The sequence below is a fragment of the Virgibacillus oceani genome, from assembly GCF_014638995.1.
GTDB lineage: Bacteria > Bacillota > Bacilli > Bacillales > Amphibacillaceae > Virgibacillus_E > Virgibacillus_E oceani.
Genome location: NZ_BMFR01000004.1, coordinates 185,475 through 202,283, shown reverse-complemented (window position 1 = coordinate 202,283; position 16,809 = coordinate 185,475). Strand labels below are relative to the sequence as shown.

Below are 16,809 nucleotides of genomic sequence, written 5' to 3'. Positions count from 1 at the left end.
TCTTATTATTACGATTAAATTGGAGTGGACTTGATGGAAAGGAAAAAATGGGATCTGGTTGGATTGGCATCCATACCACTGGTCATGACTTTAGGGAATTCTATGTTGATTCCTGTTCTGCCTGTTATTGAAAAAGAAATCGATATAACACCATTTCAATCTGGTTTGATTATTTCGGTTTATTCCTTTATTGCAATTTTGCTTATTCCTTTTGCTGGATATTTATCTGATCGGATAGGCAGAAAAAAGGTGATTATTCCAAGCTTGATAATTGCTGGGGTTGGTGGAGTAGTATCAGCCTATGCAGCTTGGAAATTGGACAGTCCATATGTGATGATCTTAATCGGAAGGTTTTTACAAGGCATTGGAGCAGCTGGTGCATTTCCAATCGTCATTCCAACTGTCGGGGATATGTACAAGGATGAAAAAGAAGTAAGTGCCGGATTAGGGTTTATTGAAACGTCGAATACCTTTGGAAAGGTCTTAAGTCCAATTATTGGTGCTTTTCTTGCTTATTATGTTTGGTTCATTCCTTTTGCGGCAATCCCTGTCCTATGTATTATTGCAATTATCCTGGTTATGGTATTGGTGAAAGCTCCTCCAGCAAAAGAAGATAAGAAGGAATACAACTTCTCATCGTTTAAAATGTCTATTAAGGATGTATTTCACCATAATGGTCGCTGGCTTACGTCGGTATTTGCTATTGGCTGCATCAACATGCTAGTACTATTTGCATTGCTTTTCCATTTTTCCTTTCTTTTAGGGGACAGATATCATGTGGACGGTGTGATAATGAAGGGGGTTTACCTTGCAATTCCGCTGTTGTTTCTTTGTATAACATCATATCTTACGGGTAAAAAGGTTGGAGAAAATAAAGTAATGATGAGATGGGCAATTATAGTTGGCAATGGACTAGCAGCCTTATCACTTTTGTTTTTTGGCAGCAATTTGAATTTAGTGTTTTTATTGATCGTCCTTACAATTGCGGGTATCGGGATTGGATTATCACTGCCGTGTTTAGATGCATTGATTACGGAAGGTGTAAAAAAGGAAGTGCGGGGAACTGTTACGTCCCTATATAGCAGCATGAGGTTTTTGGGGGTGGCTGTCGGTCCCCCGCTTGTTTCCATATTGGTGAAAAACCTCCCTGGAATGTTGAACATAGGTTTAGCTGGATTCAGCTTGCTGGCTGTCTTGGTTACGTTTTTTTATGTTAAACCCAAAAATGACATTCCTCTTGTTGGAAACCGGGTTTAAGGGTGCATAAATTTTTCCCGCAGTTCAAAGGATAATGTTTAGGAAAGGGGTCAGGAAATGGATAAGAAGAACAATCAATTTAAAGAAAACACAAACCATGGCGAGCATCGGAATGGCCGAAAAAGTCAATTTAAGAACAATAATTCCCATGGCGGTGATGAGCCGAACGAGTATCTAAATAACAAAAATCTTGGTAAATAAGTAATCAATCGGTGTGGAATGAGATTTCATTTCACACCGATTTTTTTATATTTCCTTAACTTTATGTGTCGTCGATATATGTTATATGCCAAGCTCCATTTGAATAGCATAATTGTAAGTGCGCTGATGAAGAGGGGTTTAAGGATGGGATATTATGTTAAGGTTGAGCCAGATGTCAACATATATGTAGAAGATATCAACCGGAAAAGTCAGCATGTTATTTTTTTTGTTCACGGCTGGCCTGCGAATCATAATTTATTTGAATATCAGTATAATGTTCTTCCTGCGATGGGGTATCGGTGTGTTGGTATCGATATAAGGGGATTTGGGAAATCTGACAAACCTTGGGAAGGTTACTCCTATGATCGTCTGGCTGATGACATTCGTTGTGTTGTGGAAGCCCTTGGATTACATAATTTCACACTTGCTGGGCATTCTGTTGGAGGTGCGATTGTTATTCGATATATGGGGCGCCATCGTGGTTATGGGGTGTCAAAATTAGCACTTTTTGGTGCCGCTGCTCCAAGCTTTATTCAACGGCCCGGGTTCCCATATGGATTAGAAAAAGAAGATGTAAATGGGCTTATTCAACAGGTTTATAATGACCGTCCGAATATGCTGGCAGATTTGACAAACATGTTTTTTTATCTGCCTATTACAAAGCGTTTTTCTGATTGGTTTTTCCAAATGGGACTTGAAGCATCAGGACATGCAACTGCTAATGTATTAGTCTCCTTAAGGGAGGAAACCTTGTTTTCTGACTTGGAAACAATTCAGGTTCCGACTTTACTATTTCAAGGGGTACACGATCAAATCTGTTTACCACCGTTAGCTTTAGCTCTTAATCAAGGAATTAGAAATTCTAAGCTCATATGGTTTGAGCATAGCGGTCATGGATTATTTTGGGAGGAACGGGATAAGTTTAATGCAGAACTAGCAGATTTTATAGCAAATTACTAAAAAGTAGTAGGGGCAAAAGGATAATAGTCAAAGAGAAATCCGAACTATAATTCTTCAATTAGAATTTGTATTAGCTCGGATTCCTCTTTATGAGTATCGTATCTCTACGGCTAATTATCAGTAAAATGCGATGCAGAACTCGAGTGCAGTGCGATCTCGCTCGAGCTCCTCTCCCATTGCGACCCCGGACGACGTGATAATAGCAGCATAACTAGTATACTCCGTCCCATTTTATTTACTAAGTTGCTAATATATGAAAAAGTAACGTTCTGAAAATCGTTTGTTATGTCCAAGCTCCTTTACTTTAATAGCTCAAATAATGTCCAAAATCATACAGACCCGGGATTGTTACCGGCAATTTACCTTCAGGATTGACTTCACCACTGAGCACACGTGCTAATGCTTCAACTGATACATCGCGGTTTCCGTAAGTGGCAAGATATGCATTTACATCAGGGAATACCATGATGTCATATGGGTTGCGCATTGCCGTTACAATAACAGGTTTTCCTGTTTGTTTTATGGAATCTACCAAACGTTGTTGGGCCGAATTTGTGTTTGCGGTATACGAGGTTACAATGATTGTATCCGCATTCGCTGCACGTTCAGTAGCCTCAGCAATTTGGCTGGCAGTCGGGCTGGTGTTCGTAGCGTAAACACTGGAATCGTAGCCTTTATCCTCTAATAGATCTGATAAATAGTCGGGATCACCGGCTGATGGTCCTGTTACAAACACACTTTTATTATTTTTCAATGGCAGCAAGCTGTTTTCGTTTTTAACAAGTGTAATACTCTTATCCGCAATTTCAGCGGCTTTTGCTAGATTATCCTCCGTACCGATATTTTCAATTTCACTTGGATCGGTGTAGCTATTTCCGAATAAGCCTTTTTCCATTTTTGCTTTTAAAATACGATAAACAGATTCATCCACACGCTCTTCACTAATTTCGCCACTCTGAACGGCATCTAGCATGGAGTTATAGGCAAGTGCAACATCAGGCGGGTTTAGTAAAATATCGTTCCCTGCCTTAAATGCTTCAATAGCAACACGATCGGGTTCAACGACATTGGCTCCTGACATGCCAAGACTGTCTGTCACAATTAATCCTTCAAAGCCCATTTCTTCGCGTAAAAGACCTTGTAAAATTGGCTTCGATAAAGTTGCTGGCAGACCGGAATCATCTAGTGCAGGAACGACAATATGTGCCGTCATAATTGCGTCTATACCATTATCAATTGCTGCCTTGAATGGTTTTAAATCAATGTTGTGCAGTGTTTCTAGATCATGGTTTATTATTGGTAAACCATAATGCGAATCGACATTTGTATCTCCATGTCCCGGAAAATGCTTTGCAGTTGGAATTACGTTTTGATCTTCATATGCCTGAACCTGGGCAACAGTTAAGTCAGAAACAAGCTCAGGATCTTCACTAAATGAGCGGACACCGATAACGGGATTTTCTGGATTAACATTCACATCTGCAACTGGTGCAAAGTTCATGTTGATGCCAAGACTGCTTAGTTCCTTACCCAAAATTGCCGCAGATTGTGCTGCATATTCTGTGGACCTTGTTGCTCCAAGTGCCATATTACCAGGGAAAACCGTGCCAGGACTTGTAATCCGCTGCACAATTCCTCCTTCCTGGTCCGTTGAAATGAATAATGGGATTGGCATTCGCTGATTCATTGCGATCTCCTGTAATCCATTTGATAGGGCATTTACTTGTGCCGTGTCAATGGGTGTACCAATATTGTCTGTCCAATTAAAATAGATAATTCCGCCAACATGATAGTTTTCGATGGCCTCCTTGAAATTCTTGGCTCCACGGTTCATGCTGATGTTTGTGTCTTCATAATCAGGATCAGTAGGTGTTTTGCCATACATATGAATAACAAATAACTGACCGATTTTTTCTTCTAATGTCATGTGCCTCATTTTACTAATAATCCAGCCATGCTTTGCTTTGCTGCCGTTACCCCATCCAGGCTTCGTTGGATCGTCCCAGCCATTTGCCGAGCTCATCACTGGAAAACTCATTAGGATTAGGAAAAAACTTGAAAGAATCGCGAACAATCGTTTTTTCATACAATTTCACTCCTATAAAATTATTTACCTCGCGTAAGGGTCACTTCAGTTGTTACGGCTAAATGATCAGAAGCTATACTGTCAATGACGTTGGTGTTGGAAATAGTTGAATTCGGTGATGTAAGAATATAATCAATACGTTTTTCGGGTGAGGTTTCTGGGTAAGTGTATCCATCACCTTTTCCTGCCATAGTCCAAACGTCTTGGAATCTTTCAAATAATGGCTTGAGTTCAGGTGCGTCAGGTGCTGCATTCATATCACCTACTAGAATAGCGTTTTTTTGTTCAGAAATAATGTTCAGCATATCGTCTACTTGCATTTCCCGGATGTAGGGATCCCCACGGTAGTCCAGGTGCGTTACATAGAAAGGGACGTGGATACCTTTTACATTAATTAAAACGCCGGGAAATCCAGGTGCTGGACCTGGCACAGGATTGGCATCTTGCGTTGATAGTCTTGTTATTTCATAGTTTTTTGCTTTGATAATAGGATAGTTGCTCAAAACAGCTAATCCATATTTTCTGCGTGGTTCGCCTTCATTGAGTGGTTCCTGATTGTAAATAGGTGCAAAGAATGCATGCATATCCAGTTTCTCAGCAAGATATTGCACCTGGTCATCAAAATTACTCCTGTATCCCCAATTAACATCCACTTCCTGCAGGCCAACGATGTCTGCTCCAGAGCTGCGGATTGTTTCAGCGGTACGATTGATGTCATATACTCCGTCACTTCCGATACCTGCATGGATATTAAAGGTCATTACATTAAGTTTGATGTCCTGGTGCCTATCAGGGAAACTATCCGCTGTTGCTATGCTTGGTGTAAGTAGAATCATAAGCAGCATAGAGAACACGATAAAAAGCTGGTTCTTCATTTTTCAATGCCTCCTCCCTTCAGAATCTAGTAATACTTTCAAGTTTATAGTAGCTTTTAAGTATAGGCCTGTATATAGTGCAATGGATTTATTTTTTGATAATTCGGAATAAATGAGAGACTTTTGGCTAGGGCTATAAAATGATGACAATGATCGAAGCTGATGCACAAGTTTAGAGAAAAACAAAATTTAAAAAGTTATAAAAATTATATAATAGCTATTGAAATAATATACATAATGGTGCATAATAATTCAAAACAGTTAAATAGTATGTTTGCTGGTATTACGGTGTTTGCATTGCTATGTAATTATAATGGCGAAGTGTTTAGTTGGAGTTATTATGAATAAAAATTCACTTTGATGCATTAATATTAATTGTGGAGGAGGAAGTGAAATGGGAGAAAAAACAGGGTATCTTGTGCTGAGTACCGGAGATATTTTGGAAGGGAAATGGCTTGGGAAAATACATGCTTCTGAAGGAGAGCTAGTTTTTAATACGTCGATGACAGGCTATCAAGAAGTAATGACAGACCCTTCTTATGCAGGTCAAATCGTGGGTATGACGTACCCGTTAATCGGTAACTACGGGTTCAGTGAAATTGATTATGAAAGTCTTAATCCTGCACTAGCCGGTTTAATTATATCGCATCCCTGCCGTACACCAGAACATTATCAATCAACGCTGTCACTTGAAGATATGATCAATAAGTATGAGATTCCTTGTCTATTCGAAATAGATACCCGCAAACTTACCCGCATAATTCGGGACCATGGGGAGGTTTATGGCAGAATAACTTCTGTAATGCAAGATGCTCCGCAGCAATTGAAGGTGGATTCTGAAATTGTGAAAAGGGTGTCTATCCAAACGACTACTCAGTATAAAATTAATTCTGAAACGCATCCCCATGTAGTTATTTACGATTTCGGATGTAAACATTCCATTGTTCGCACATTAGCGGAACTTGATTGCAATGTTACAGTCGTTCCGTTTGATGCAAATCCAGAAGCAGTGAAAGCACTGCATCCAGATGCAATTGTTTTGTCTAATGGTCCTGGAGATCCCGAAGATTTACGGTATATGACGAGCAATATTAGAGAAATCTCCGAAAGCTATCCGACTTTAGGAATTTGTCTTGGACACCAGCTTGTTGCGCTGGCATATGGAGGCAAAACAAAACGATTACCGTATGGGCACCGCGGCAGTAATCATCCGGTAAAAGATTTACGTACAGGAAAAGTCGTGATTACATCGCAAAATCATGGCTATGCAGTCGATTTGGATTCAAACATTATGGATGACTTTCAGGTATCGTACATGAATGTGAATGACCAAACCGTTGAGGGGCTTGTTCACAGCCATAAGCCAATTATGACGGTACAATTTCATCCGGAAGCACACCCGGGACCTAGTGATACACAATCAATTTTTCAAGATTTTGTTAGCCAAATACCTGTCAAAGGGGTGAAGCAATATGCCTAAATTGTCTCATATCAGCAAAGTGCTTGTTATAGGATCAGGTCCTATTGTAATCGGGCAGGCGGCTGAATTTGATTATGCTGGTACTCAGGCCTGTCTTGCTTTAAAAGAAGAAGGCGTTGAGGTTATCCTGGTCAATAATAATCCAGCCACTATCATGACAGATCAGGCAATAGCGGATCAGGTTTATCTGGAGCCTTTGACATTGGAATCATTAACGGAAATTGTTAAAAAAGAAAACCCGGATGGTATTTTGCCTACGCTTGGCGGACAGACGGGGCTGAATCTTGCTGTTTCCCTGTCTAAATCAGGAATTTTGGACCAATTTAATGTGGAATTGCTGGGCACGCCTTTGGATACAATTCAAAAAGGAGAAGACCGGGAGCTTTTTAAATCGCTGATGGGTGATATTGGTGAACCAGTCGCGAAGAGTTTATCGACTGTCTCGGCAGATGAGGCTGTTCAATTTTCTGTGACTACAGGCTACCCCATTATCGTCAGACCTGCTTATACGTTAGGCGGGGCTGGCGGCGGAATCGCGAACAATGAACAGGAATTGAAAGCCATCGTGAAAAATGGAATCCATGCCAGTCCGATTGGCCAGGTGTTGGTTGAACAAAGTGTTAAAGGCTGGAAGGAGATTGAGTACGAGGTAATGCGTGATGCTAACGATACATGCATTATTGTCTGCAATATGGAAAACATTGATCCGGTGGGTATACATACGGGTGACAGTATCGTTGTCGCCCCTTCACAAACATTGAATGACAGGCAGTATCAAATGCTTAGAAGCACCTCCTGCAAGGTAATCCGTGAGCTTGGGGTTGTTGGGGGATGCAATATTCAGTTTGCCTTGAATCCAGAAAGTGATGAATATGTGATTATTGAAGTTAATCCACGGGTGAGTCGTTCAAGTGCTCTTGCATCGAAAGCAACTGGTTATCCAATCGCGCGAATTGCCGCAAAGCTTGCTCTCGGCTATCACTTAGATGAATTGCTCAATCCAATCACTGGCAGCACATACGCAAGCTTTGAGCCTGCAATTGATTACATTGCAGTAAAAATTCCACGCTGGCCATTTGACAAGTTTGCCCATGCGGACAGGTTATTAGGAACGCAGATGATGGCAACAGGTGAGGTCATGGCACTTGCACGTAATTTCCCAGCTGCATTAAACAAAGCAGTACGGTCACTTGAGATAGGTCTGGAATACGTAAATTTGGTTAAATTAACGGAATGGACGAACGAAAGGATTGACAAGGCATTAAGAGAGGCAACAGATGAGCGGCTATTTGTGGTAGCTGAGGCATTTAGACGTGGCTATAAGCTTGAGCGTATCCATGAACTAACAGAAATCAATAAATTTTTTCTAAACGAAATTGCTTCTATGATCAGCATGGAAAAGGCACTGCTGGATAAGAATTGGGATACGATTAGCAAGGATGAATGGGTAAAAGTAAAAATGATGGGATTCCCGGATAGCCTGCTGACAGAGATGTTTAAAAAGAACAAAAAAGAAGTCCGAGAACTATGGAAAAATCTTGACTTGGCACCTTCCTACAAAATGGTTGATACGTGTGCAGCAGAATTTACTGCACAAACCCCGTATTTTTATAGTACATGGAATGAGTTCGATGAGGTCGAGTCTTTGACCAGTGAACGAAAAGTTGTCGTACTGGGATCGGGTCCTATCCGAATAGGTCAGGGTGTAGAATTTGATTATTGTTCTGTTCATGCTGCAATGGCTTTACAGGAACAGGGGGTAAAAGCGATTGTCATTAACAATAATCCGGAAACTGTCAGTACCGATTTTAATACCGCTGACCACCTGTATTTTGAAGCTTTAACGGAAGAAGATGTGTTGCACGTCATAGAAAAAGAGAATGCAGACGGGGTATTCGTGCAGTTTGGCGGGCAAACAGCGATTAATCTTGCTGAAGGGTTAAGTGAAGCAGGAGTGTCTGTCTATGGAACAACTCTGCAGGCAATTGAAGCGGCAGAAGATCGGGATAAGTTTTACCAGCTATTAGGGAAGCTTGATATTCCGCATATCCCTGGTGAAACGGTGACAAACACAAAGGATGCAGTTAAGGCTGCAGGTGATATTGGTTATCCAGTGCTGCTTCGCCCTTCCTATGTAATAGGCGGGCAAGGGATGGTAGTTTTATATGATCAATCACAGCTTTTAAACTATCTGGAGGGGTTAAAAAATAGTGATCCGATTGTGCGAACTTTCCCCTTATTAATTGATAAGTTTATACCTGGTTTTGAAGTAGAAATTGATGTGGTTTGTGATGGAAAAGATATAGTAATACCTGGAATTTTCCAGCATGTTGAAAGAGCGGGCATACATTCCGGTGACAGTATTGCGATATTTCCTTCCCCTGATTTGAACTTTGACCAAAAGAAGTTAATTGAAAGGTATACACAATTAATCTCTGAAGAATTGGCGTTAAAAGGAATTGTTAATATCCAATTTGTTTTAAGTGAAGATAAAAGAGACATCTATGTATTGGAGGTTAATCCAAGGGCATCCAGAACGGTCCCAATTGCAAGTAAAGTTACGGGCGTTCCCCTGGTTGACTTAGCAACTCGTGTGCAAATGGGTCAGCCATTGAAAGAACTGGGATTGCAGCTAGGGTTACATGAGGATATTCCTTATTATGCTGTTAAAATGCCTGTGTTTTCAACGAATAAAATAGCAGGTGCCGATCCGTATTTAGGTCCGGAAATGCAATCGACAGGGGAAGCCATTGGAATCGGTAAAACTGTTGGGGCGGCCATGGCAAAAGCGTTTGGCTGGAAGGAACATGGATTAGTAGATTTACAGGATGGGAAGCCAATTTTTCTGTCGCTCTGTTCAGCAGCACCTAAGGAATTGGTGCATTTACTTGAGAACGTTCCCGTTAAGATCGCTGCAGATCACGCAACGGCAAAGATGCTTGGCGGTGTAAATATTAATGTAGAAATGAGTATCACGGAGGCACAGGAAACGTGTTTGAATAATGGTTTTCAATTAATATGTGATACACATAAAAGCTATACACGCGATGAGCATGCGGTATTACGGGAGGATGCACTTAAATCGAGCACTGCTTGTTTCACATCCATGGAAACATTGATTGCTCTTCTGCAGGCTGAAGCACAAACGGTTGAAGCGCCATGTGCCATTGATGAATATCTGCAAAAAAAGAAAAACATCCATCAAATGAAGGAGCGTGTGTTTTAAATGGAATTAAAGACGAAGGAAGCGGGTTTGAAGCATCCGTTATCAGGCAGGAGTTTTTTGACACTATCTGACTACAGTGAGGAAGAGCTCTTATATTTGCTGGAGCTTGCGACATATTTAAAAAATGCGCGAAAAGCGGGGGAGAACAAGCAGCCATTAAAAGGAAAAACACTTGGTATGATTTTTGAAAAATCCTCTACTAGAACACGTGTCTCATTTGAAGCAGGCATTTTTCAACTGGGTGGAACGGGCCTGTTTTTAAGCAAACAAGATATGCAGATGGGTAGGGGTGAACCGATAGCGGATACAGCAAAAGTATTGTCGGGATATTTGGATGGCATCATGATTCGGACTTTTTCACAAGCGACGGCAGAGGAACTAGCCGAAAATGCAAGTGTTCCCGTTATTAATGGATTAACGGATACGTATCACCCTTGCCAGGTGCTGGCGGATTTACTAACAATTCAAGAGATAAAAGGTGGACTTAAAGGGCTGGAGATTGCCTATATTGGTGATGGCAATAATATGGCAAACTCACTTATGATTGGAGCAGCAACAATGGGCATGGATATAACTGTTGCGGCTCCAACAGGATATCAGCCGGATCCAGGTATCACGTTAAAAGCCATATCTATTGCAAGCGCCCATGGAAGCAAAGTAGAAGTAACATCCAATCCGCAAAATGCCGTTGATCAGGCGGATATTATTTATACGGATGTATGGGCGAGCATGGGGCAGGAGGATGAACAAACGACTCGTGAGCAAATGTTTTCCGGTTATCAAGTGAATAAGGATCTATGTTCCCATGCGAAAAAGGACGCCATCTTTATGCACTGCCTACCAGCCCACAGAGAAAAAGAAGTTACAGCGGAAATTATTGATGGCAAGCAGTCGGTTGTATTTCAGCAAGCGGAGAATCGATTGCATGCACAGAAAGCGCTGATGCTGGCATTGATGGGATAGGTTTAGTATGTGTGACCGAGCAGGAATTCAGCTTCATATTGTCATCACCAGCAGAAGTGCTTTACGATTAGCTTGCTTTTCATCGATTGAAATTTCACGAATTACCCACAAAATTTTTTTCATTTATTTACTGTTTTGGGAAATGATAATAAATGCAAAAGTATAACCCAAAATAGGAAGGAAGATAACTAAATGAAAAAAGGATTAGTTGTTATTTTGGCACTTTCAATGGCATTTGCTATCCAGGCGCCAGCCGTATTTGCTGAATTTTACCATGGCCATGTGCAAGGCGTACACCAGGATCACCATAGAGATAAAGGTGCTTTTCACAAAAGTGAAGCATTTATAAAAATGCAGGCAAAAGAATTAGGTATTGAAACGGAAGGCAAGAATCTTGAAACCTTAGCAAAAGAAGTTTATGAGGCAAAAGTAAAACAGGCTGCACAGGAACTTGGAATTAAGACTGAGGGAAAAGGCATCGATGAGCTTGCTAAGGAAGTGCACCATGAAAAGGTAAAACAAAAGGCAAAAGAGCTAGGCATCGAAACGGAAGGCAAAGACCCGGAAGCACTTGCTAAGGAAGTTTATGAGGCACAGCTTAAGCGGAAAGCAAATGAATTAGGTATTTCTACAGAAGGAAAAGATGTAGAATCTCTTAAAAAAGCGATATTTGAACATTACATTAATAAAGAAGCAAAAAAGTTAAACATTAAAACGGAAGGCAAGGATTATTATTCTCTAGCTAAGGAAATACAGGAAAAAAAGATTATGCAATCTGCAGAAAAGCTAGGGATTGATACAAAGGGTAAAAACGCACAGCAGTTATTGAATGAGATCATTACCGATCATGCGGATGAAGCCAAAGAAAAAGGATTATTCCCTTTTGAAGGGATGAAAATGAAGCATACCTTTCACGGTGTTTTTGATTATATGGAATAGTTGGAGGATCCTCGATTAATCTATCGGGGATTTTTCTTTTGTGAGTATAGAAAGTATAAAATTTAGCGCTATTTAGCTAGCGGTATGGTAAGCCAAGTCCAGCTCCAGTGCCCAGCGACTGATGGACTTCCCTCACCTCCGTACGATAAGGTCAACATCGATTCGCTACGCTCATCGTGTTTCCTTTATCTCCTGCGGTTCAGTCCAGTCCACACGTCGCTAAACGGGGCACTTGCGCTTTTGTTCTCCTCTGAATATTATAAACTAATTATATAAGGGGGAATTCAAATGAATGAAAAAACACAAATAAAAGTAAACGATAATGGTTCATTAAGAATTACAGGTGAAGTAGAGCTGATTGACGCTGAAGGAAATGTCTTTGAAACGAAAAAAAGCTTTTCCCTATGCCGTTGTGGGCATTCATCGAACAAGCCTTTTTGTGATGGTACACATAGAAAAATAGGATTCAGTAGCAGTCCAAGAGCAAAGTAATGATGAAACGAGCAACACCAAAGGCACACGGGTGAGCCCCCTTGGAAGAAAATCGCTTTCTTCGGGGTCTCATCGTTTCTGCAGTAGTCTCGTGAATTTCCTCCTGTCTCTATTCCCCAATTAGCCCAATTTTGCATATACTGACTCTGTAAAATAGTGAGGAGGTATATACATGTATTATCGATATCCATATCAAATACCGCAATTTGTACCAGTGATGTACTATGGATATGGTTACCCATACCCTGATTATAATGATCGTCAGCAGCCGAGTGAACAGGAAATTATGCAGACGATTCGTTCGCAGCATAATAATTTATACGCTGAATTAGAGCAGGCTGGAATGCCACGTGGAGTAAGTGATTATATTTTTACGTTAATGGTCAGGTTTACACTGAATCAGGCAAATCAAAATCAATCAGCGAACCAAATATACAATCAAATCGTGCGGCAGATTCCTTGGCTCAATCTGTTTTTCAGACAATTTAACATTTCGCCGAATACTGCAGAACGAATTCTTGTTAGGGTCATCCAGATAACTCTCGATGCAATTGGCGGTGGAGGCGGTCAGCCGGGGCAAGGCTGGTCGTCCTTTGAAAACCTTGGTGGAACGTTAACCTCTGCTCCTGCCGTTGCTTCCTGGCAGCCGAATAGACTTGATGTTTTTGCTAGGGGAACAGACCAAAGTCTTTATCATATATGGTGGAATGGACGTACGTGGAGTAATTGGGAGAACCTTGGCGGACAATTAACTTCTCCTCCCGCGGCAGTGTCATGGGGACCACATCGCATTGATGTGTTTGTACGTGGGACAGATCAAAGCTTGTACCATAAATGGTGGAATGGAAGCCAGTGGAGTGATTGGGAGAACCTAGGTGGTACATTAACCACTGGTCCAGCTGCCTCATCCAGACGTTCGAATCAGCTTGATGTCTTTGTAAGAGGAACAAACAATAGGCTCTATAAGAGAACATGGAACGGTTCGCGCTGGGAGGATTGGGAAGATCTTGGGGGCAACCTGACATCAGAACCAGCCGCAGTATCTTGGGGGCCAAATCGCATTGATGTATTTGCAAGAGGGCAAAATCAAGATTTAATTCATAAATGGTGGAATGGACGTTCATGGAGTAATTGGGAAAGCCTTGGCGGAACACTAACTTCAGCACCAGCTGTATCATCAAGACGTTCGAATCAGCTTGAGGTCTTTGTGAGGGGAACAAACAATAGGCTTTACAGAAAAACATGGAATGGTTCGCGTTGGTCGGATTGGGGAAATCTTGGTGGAAGCTTGACTTCTGCCCCTGCAGCAGTGTCATGGGGGCCAAATCGAACAGATGTATTTGCAAGAGGGCAAAATCAAGGGCTGATTCATACGTATCGAGGTCAATAGAATTTGTAAAATAAGATAGCTGCGTGCGGTGTAGCAGCTATCTTTACTATTTTCCAAAGAAATTTGATTATTTTTATAAAAGTTATTGAATTAATATACACAATGATGCATAATAATTCATAACATAACATTTAGAATTAAACAGAAAAGGAGCGATTTCTTTGGGGAAGGAAAAAATCGTATTAGCTTATTCAGGCGGTCTAGATACATCCGTTGCGGTGAAATGGCTACAGGATAAGTATAATTATGAAGTGATTGCGGTAGCCCTCGATGTAGGAGAGGGAAAGGATTTAGGGTTTGTAAAGAACAAAGCGCTGGATGTTGGTGCAGTTAAGTCGTATGTAATTGATGCGAAATCACTATTTGCTAATGAGTATGTTCTTCCCGCATTACAGTCAAACCTATTGTATGAAGGGAAATATCCATTAATTTCAGCATTGTCTCGTCCATTGATTGCCAAAGTTCTTGTAGATATTGCAGAAAAAGAAGGTGCAACAGCCGTAGCGCATGGATGCACAGGGAAAGGTAACGACCAAGTGAGATTTGATGTTGCGTTTACTGCATTAAATCCAAAATTAAAAATTGTTGCGCCGGTACGAGAATGGGCGATGTCAAGGGAAGAAGAGATTGCTTATGCCGAAGAAAATGGCATACCTATTCCGATTAATGTGGACAGTCCGTATAGCATTGACCAAAATCTATGGGGGCGCAGTAATGAGTGTGGGGTTTTAGAAGATCCTTGGGAGGAAGCACCAAAAGATGCATACGATCTTACGGCAGATCCAATTGATGCGCCTCATGTGCCCCAAGTAGTTCAAATTACGTTTGATCAGGGTAAACCTGTTTCGTTAGATGGAAAGGAACTGCCGCTTGAAGAGCTTATTGTAACATTAAATCAAATTGCCGGTAAACACGGTGTCGGAAGGATTGACCATGTTGAAAATCGTTTAGTTGGGATTAAGTCGCGCGAGATCTATGAAGCACCTGCTGCATTGACGCTAATTGCTGCTCATCAGGAATTAGAGGCACTTACACTTACGAGAGAGGTTGCGGCATTCAAGCCAATTGTTGAACAAAAGCTTGCTCAGACTGTATATGATGGGCTTTGGTATTCCCCTTTGACGGAAGCATTGAAGGCATTTATCGGGAAAACACAAGAACATGTATCGGGGACGGTAAAAGTAAAGCTATACAAAGGTCATGCACAGGTAGTTGGGCGTGAATCAGCACAATCCCTATATGATTTTGATCTAGCAACCTATAAAGCGGATGATGCATTTGACCATGAAGCGGCATTAGGGTTCATTAAGCTTTGGGGGCTGCCAACGAAGGTTCACTCTTCCGTTAATCAAACCCATGTAAAAACGGATGCGTCTATTGAAAAAGCAGATTTTCAAGTGAAAGAAGCTGCGAAACAATGAAACTATGGGGCGGACGATTTACAAAACCAACGAATCAATTAGTAGATGAATATACAGCATCAATTCATTTTGATAAAAAACTGGCCCAGTATGATATCGAGGGAAGTCTTGCACATGCAGAAATGCTGAAGGTGTGCGGTATTATTTCGGAAGAAGATGCGAATGCAATTACTGAAGGGCTAAAAACGGTTGCCCTAAAAATTAAACATGGTGAAGCGGAATTGCTTGATGAGCATGAGGATATTCATATGAATGTCGAGAAGCTATTGATTGAGGAAGTTGGCCCTGTTGGCGGAAAGCTTCACACAGGCAGAAGCAGAAATGATCAGGTGGCACTCGATATGCGGCTGTATTTACGGGATGCATTGATGGAGATTGGTAATTTACTGATTGCTGTTCAGGAATCATTGTATAAGCAGGCCCAGGCTAATTTAGACACGGTGCTCCCGGGTTACACCCATTTACAGCGTGCACAGCCTGTATTATTCGCCCATCATATGATGGCTTACGTGTTCATGTTCCAGCGTGATGTGGATAGACTTTTCGATAGCTGCAAACGTGTGAACAAATCCCCGCTTGGGGCTGGTGCACTAGCAGGAACGACTTTTCCGATTGATCGGAAATTTGTTGCAGAAAAACTTCACTTTGACAGTATTTGTGAAAACAGTCTGGATGCGGTAAGTGACCGCGATTTTGTTGTTGAATTTTTATCAAATGCATCGTTGATTGGGATGCATTTATCAAGGTTGTGTGAGGAGCTTGTGCAATGGTCCAGTGCTGAGTTTAATTTTATTGAATTAGATGATGCGTTCAGCACTGGAAGCAGTATGATGCCGCAGAAGAAAAACCCTGATATAGCGGAGCTTGTACGAGGGAAGACTGGACGTATCTATGGCCATTTAATTGGTATGCTGACAACATTGAAGGGACTGCCACTTGCTTATAACAAAGATATGCAAGAGGATAAGGAAGGTATGTTTGATACAGTTGAAACATTGCAGGGTGCACTGGCATTATTTGCTCCAATGATCGAAACGATGGATGTCAAAAGTGAAAATATGTATGAAGCAGTAAGTAAAGACTTTTCCAATGCAACAGACTTCGCTGATTATCTTGTCAGAAAAGGGATGCCATTTAGAGAATCACATGCGGTGGTTGGGCAGGTAGTATTGCATTGTATTGAACAGGATAAATATTTGCTGGACCTGACAATTGAAGAATATCAGCAGTTTTCGGATTTAGTTGAAACGGATATTTATGAGGTGCTTAGCCCAGAAGCGGTTGTGAATGCACGTGATGTCGCGGGCGGCACTGCGAAGGTAAGGGTTGAAGAGCAGTTTGAAGCTGCTGCGGGATTGTTTGAGAAAAATAAGGAGTGGCTTTATATACATGCTGGCACACCCAGTTTAAATAGAACATGAACAAGACTGTTCCTAAGCTTTTTACTTAGGGATAGTTTTTTTTATTGAAAAAATTAGAAGGAAATTAAATTGTGATCGTCGAAATGAAAGGTTATGTC

General features: G+C 41.2%; 13 protein-coding genes. 11 read left to right on the top strand and 2 right to left on the bottom strand.

Going from position 1 to position 16,809, the window contains the following annotated elements:
- Positions 1 to 33 precede the first annotated feature (33 nt).
- The 3 genes from IEV74_RS07800 to IEV74_RS07790 all read left to right on the top strand — a co-directional run bounded on the left by IEV74_RS07800 (position 34) and on the right by IEV74_RS07790 (position 2,418).
- Positions 34 to 1,257 carry an MFS transporter gene (locus tag IEV74_RS07800; RefSeq protein ID WP_188454803.1) on the top strand — a complete coding sequence of 408 codons (1,224 nt, stop codon included), beginning with the start codon at positions 34 to 36 and terminating at the stop codon, positions 1,255 to 1,257.
- 57 nt (positions 1,258 to 1,314) lie between these two features.
- On the top strand, positions 1,315 to 1,458 hold the full coding sequence (locus IEV74_RS07795) for a hypothetical protein (protein WP_188454802.1): 144 nt from the start codon (positions 1,315 to 1,317) through the stop codon (positions 1,456 to 1,458).
- A gap of 144 nt (positions 1,459 to 1,602) precedes the next feature.
- Positions 1,603 to 2,418 (top strand): alpha/beta fold hydrolase, encoded by an 816-nt coding sequence (locus tag IEV74_RS07790; protein ID WP_188454801.1) that lies wholly within the window; start codon positions 1,603 to 1,605, stop codon positions 2,416 to 2,418.
- A gap of 304 nt (positions 2,419 to 2,722) precedes the next feature.
- On the opposite strand, the gene IEV74_RS07785 is transcribed toward IEV74_RS07790, so the two are convergent.
- Entirely contained in the window at positions 2,723 to 4,504 is a 1,782-nt protein-coding gene (locus tag IEV74_RS07785) for a glycoside hydrolase family 3 protein (protein WP_229683092.1), read from the bottom strand.
- A gap of 20 nt (positions 4,505 to 4,524) precedes the next feature.
- The gene (locus tag IEV74_RS07780; protein WP_229683091.1) at positions 4,525 to 5,379 is read right to left on the bottom strand and encodes an endonuclease/exonuclease/phosphatase family protein; all 855 of its coding nucleotides are present in this window, start codon (positions 5,377 to 5,379) and stop codon (positions 4,525 to 4,527) included.
- A 394-nt stretch (positions 5,380 to 5,773) separates the two neighbouring features.
- Here IEV74_RS07780 and IEV74_RS07775 point away from each other — a divergent pair, with 394 nt between their 5' ends.
- The 8 genes from IEV74_RS07775 (at position 5,774) to argH (ending at position 16,711) form a co-directional block, all read left to right on the top strand.
- Positions 5,774 to 6,859: a carbamoyl phosphate synthase small subunit gene (locus IEV74_RS07775; RefSeq protein WP_188454800.1), complete on the top strand. Its 1,086-nt coding sequence runs from the start codon at positions 5,774 to 5,776 to the stop codon at positions 6,857 to 6,859.
- Positions 6,852 to 10,085 (top strand): carbamoyl-phosphate synthase (glutamine-hydrolyzing) large subunit, encoded by a 3,234-nt coding sequence (gene carB / locus IEV74_RS07770; RefSeq protein ID WP_188454799.1) that lies wholly within the window; start codon positions 6,852 to 6,854, stop codon positions 10,083 to 10,085. Before IEV74_RS07775 ends, carB begins: the two co-directional genes overlap by 8 nt.
- Positions 10,086 to 11,048 carry an ornithine carbamoyltransferase gene (gene argF / locus IEV74_RS07765; RefSeq protein WP_188454798.1) on the top strand — a complete coding sequence of 321 codons (963 nt, stop codon included), beginning with the start codon at positions 10,086 to 10,088 and terminating at the stop codon, positions 11,046 to 11,048.
- A gap of 192 nt (positions 11,049 to 11,240) precedes the next feature.
- Positions 11,241 to 11,987 carry a hypothetical protein gene (locus tag IEV74_RS07760; protein WP_188454797.1) on the top strand — a complete coding sequence of 249 codons (747 nt, stop codon included), beginning with the start codon at positions 11,241 to 11,243 and terminating at the stop codon, positions 11,985 to 11,987.
- 288 nt (positions 11,988 to 12,275) lie between these two features.
- Positions 12,276 to 12,479, top strand: a complete 204-nt coding sequence (locus IEV74_RS07755; protein ID WP_188454796.1) for a CDGSH iron-sulfur domain-containing protein — start codon at positions 12,276 to 12,278, stop codon at positions 12,477 to 12,479.
- A gap of 172 nt (positions 12,480 to 12,651) precedes the next feature.
- Complete coding sequence (locus tag IEV74_RS07750) at positions 12,652 to 13,869, top strand: PLL family lectin (RefSeq protein ID WP_188454795.1); 1,218 nt, start codon at positions 12,652 to 12,654, stop codon at positions 13,867 to 13,869.
- A gap of 161 nt (positions 13,870 to 14,030) precedes the next feature.
- On the top strand, positions 14,031 to 15,290 hold the full coding sequence (locus tag IEV74_RS07745; RefSeq protein ID WP_188454794.1) for an argininosuccinate synthase: 1,260 nt from the start codon (positions 14,031 to 14,033) through the stop codon (positions 15,288 to 15,290).
- Positions 15,287 to 16,711: an argininosuccinate lyase gene (gene argH, locus IEV74_RS07740; RefSeq protein ID WP_188454793.1), complete on the top strand. Its 1,425-nt coding sequence runs from the start codon at positions 15,287 to 15,289 to the stop codon at positions 16,709 to 16,711. Before IEV74_RS07745 ends, argH begins: the two co-directional genes overlap by 4 nt.
- Positions 16,712 to 16,809: the final 98 nt, after the last annotated feature.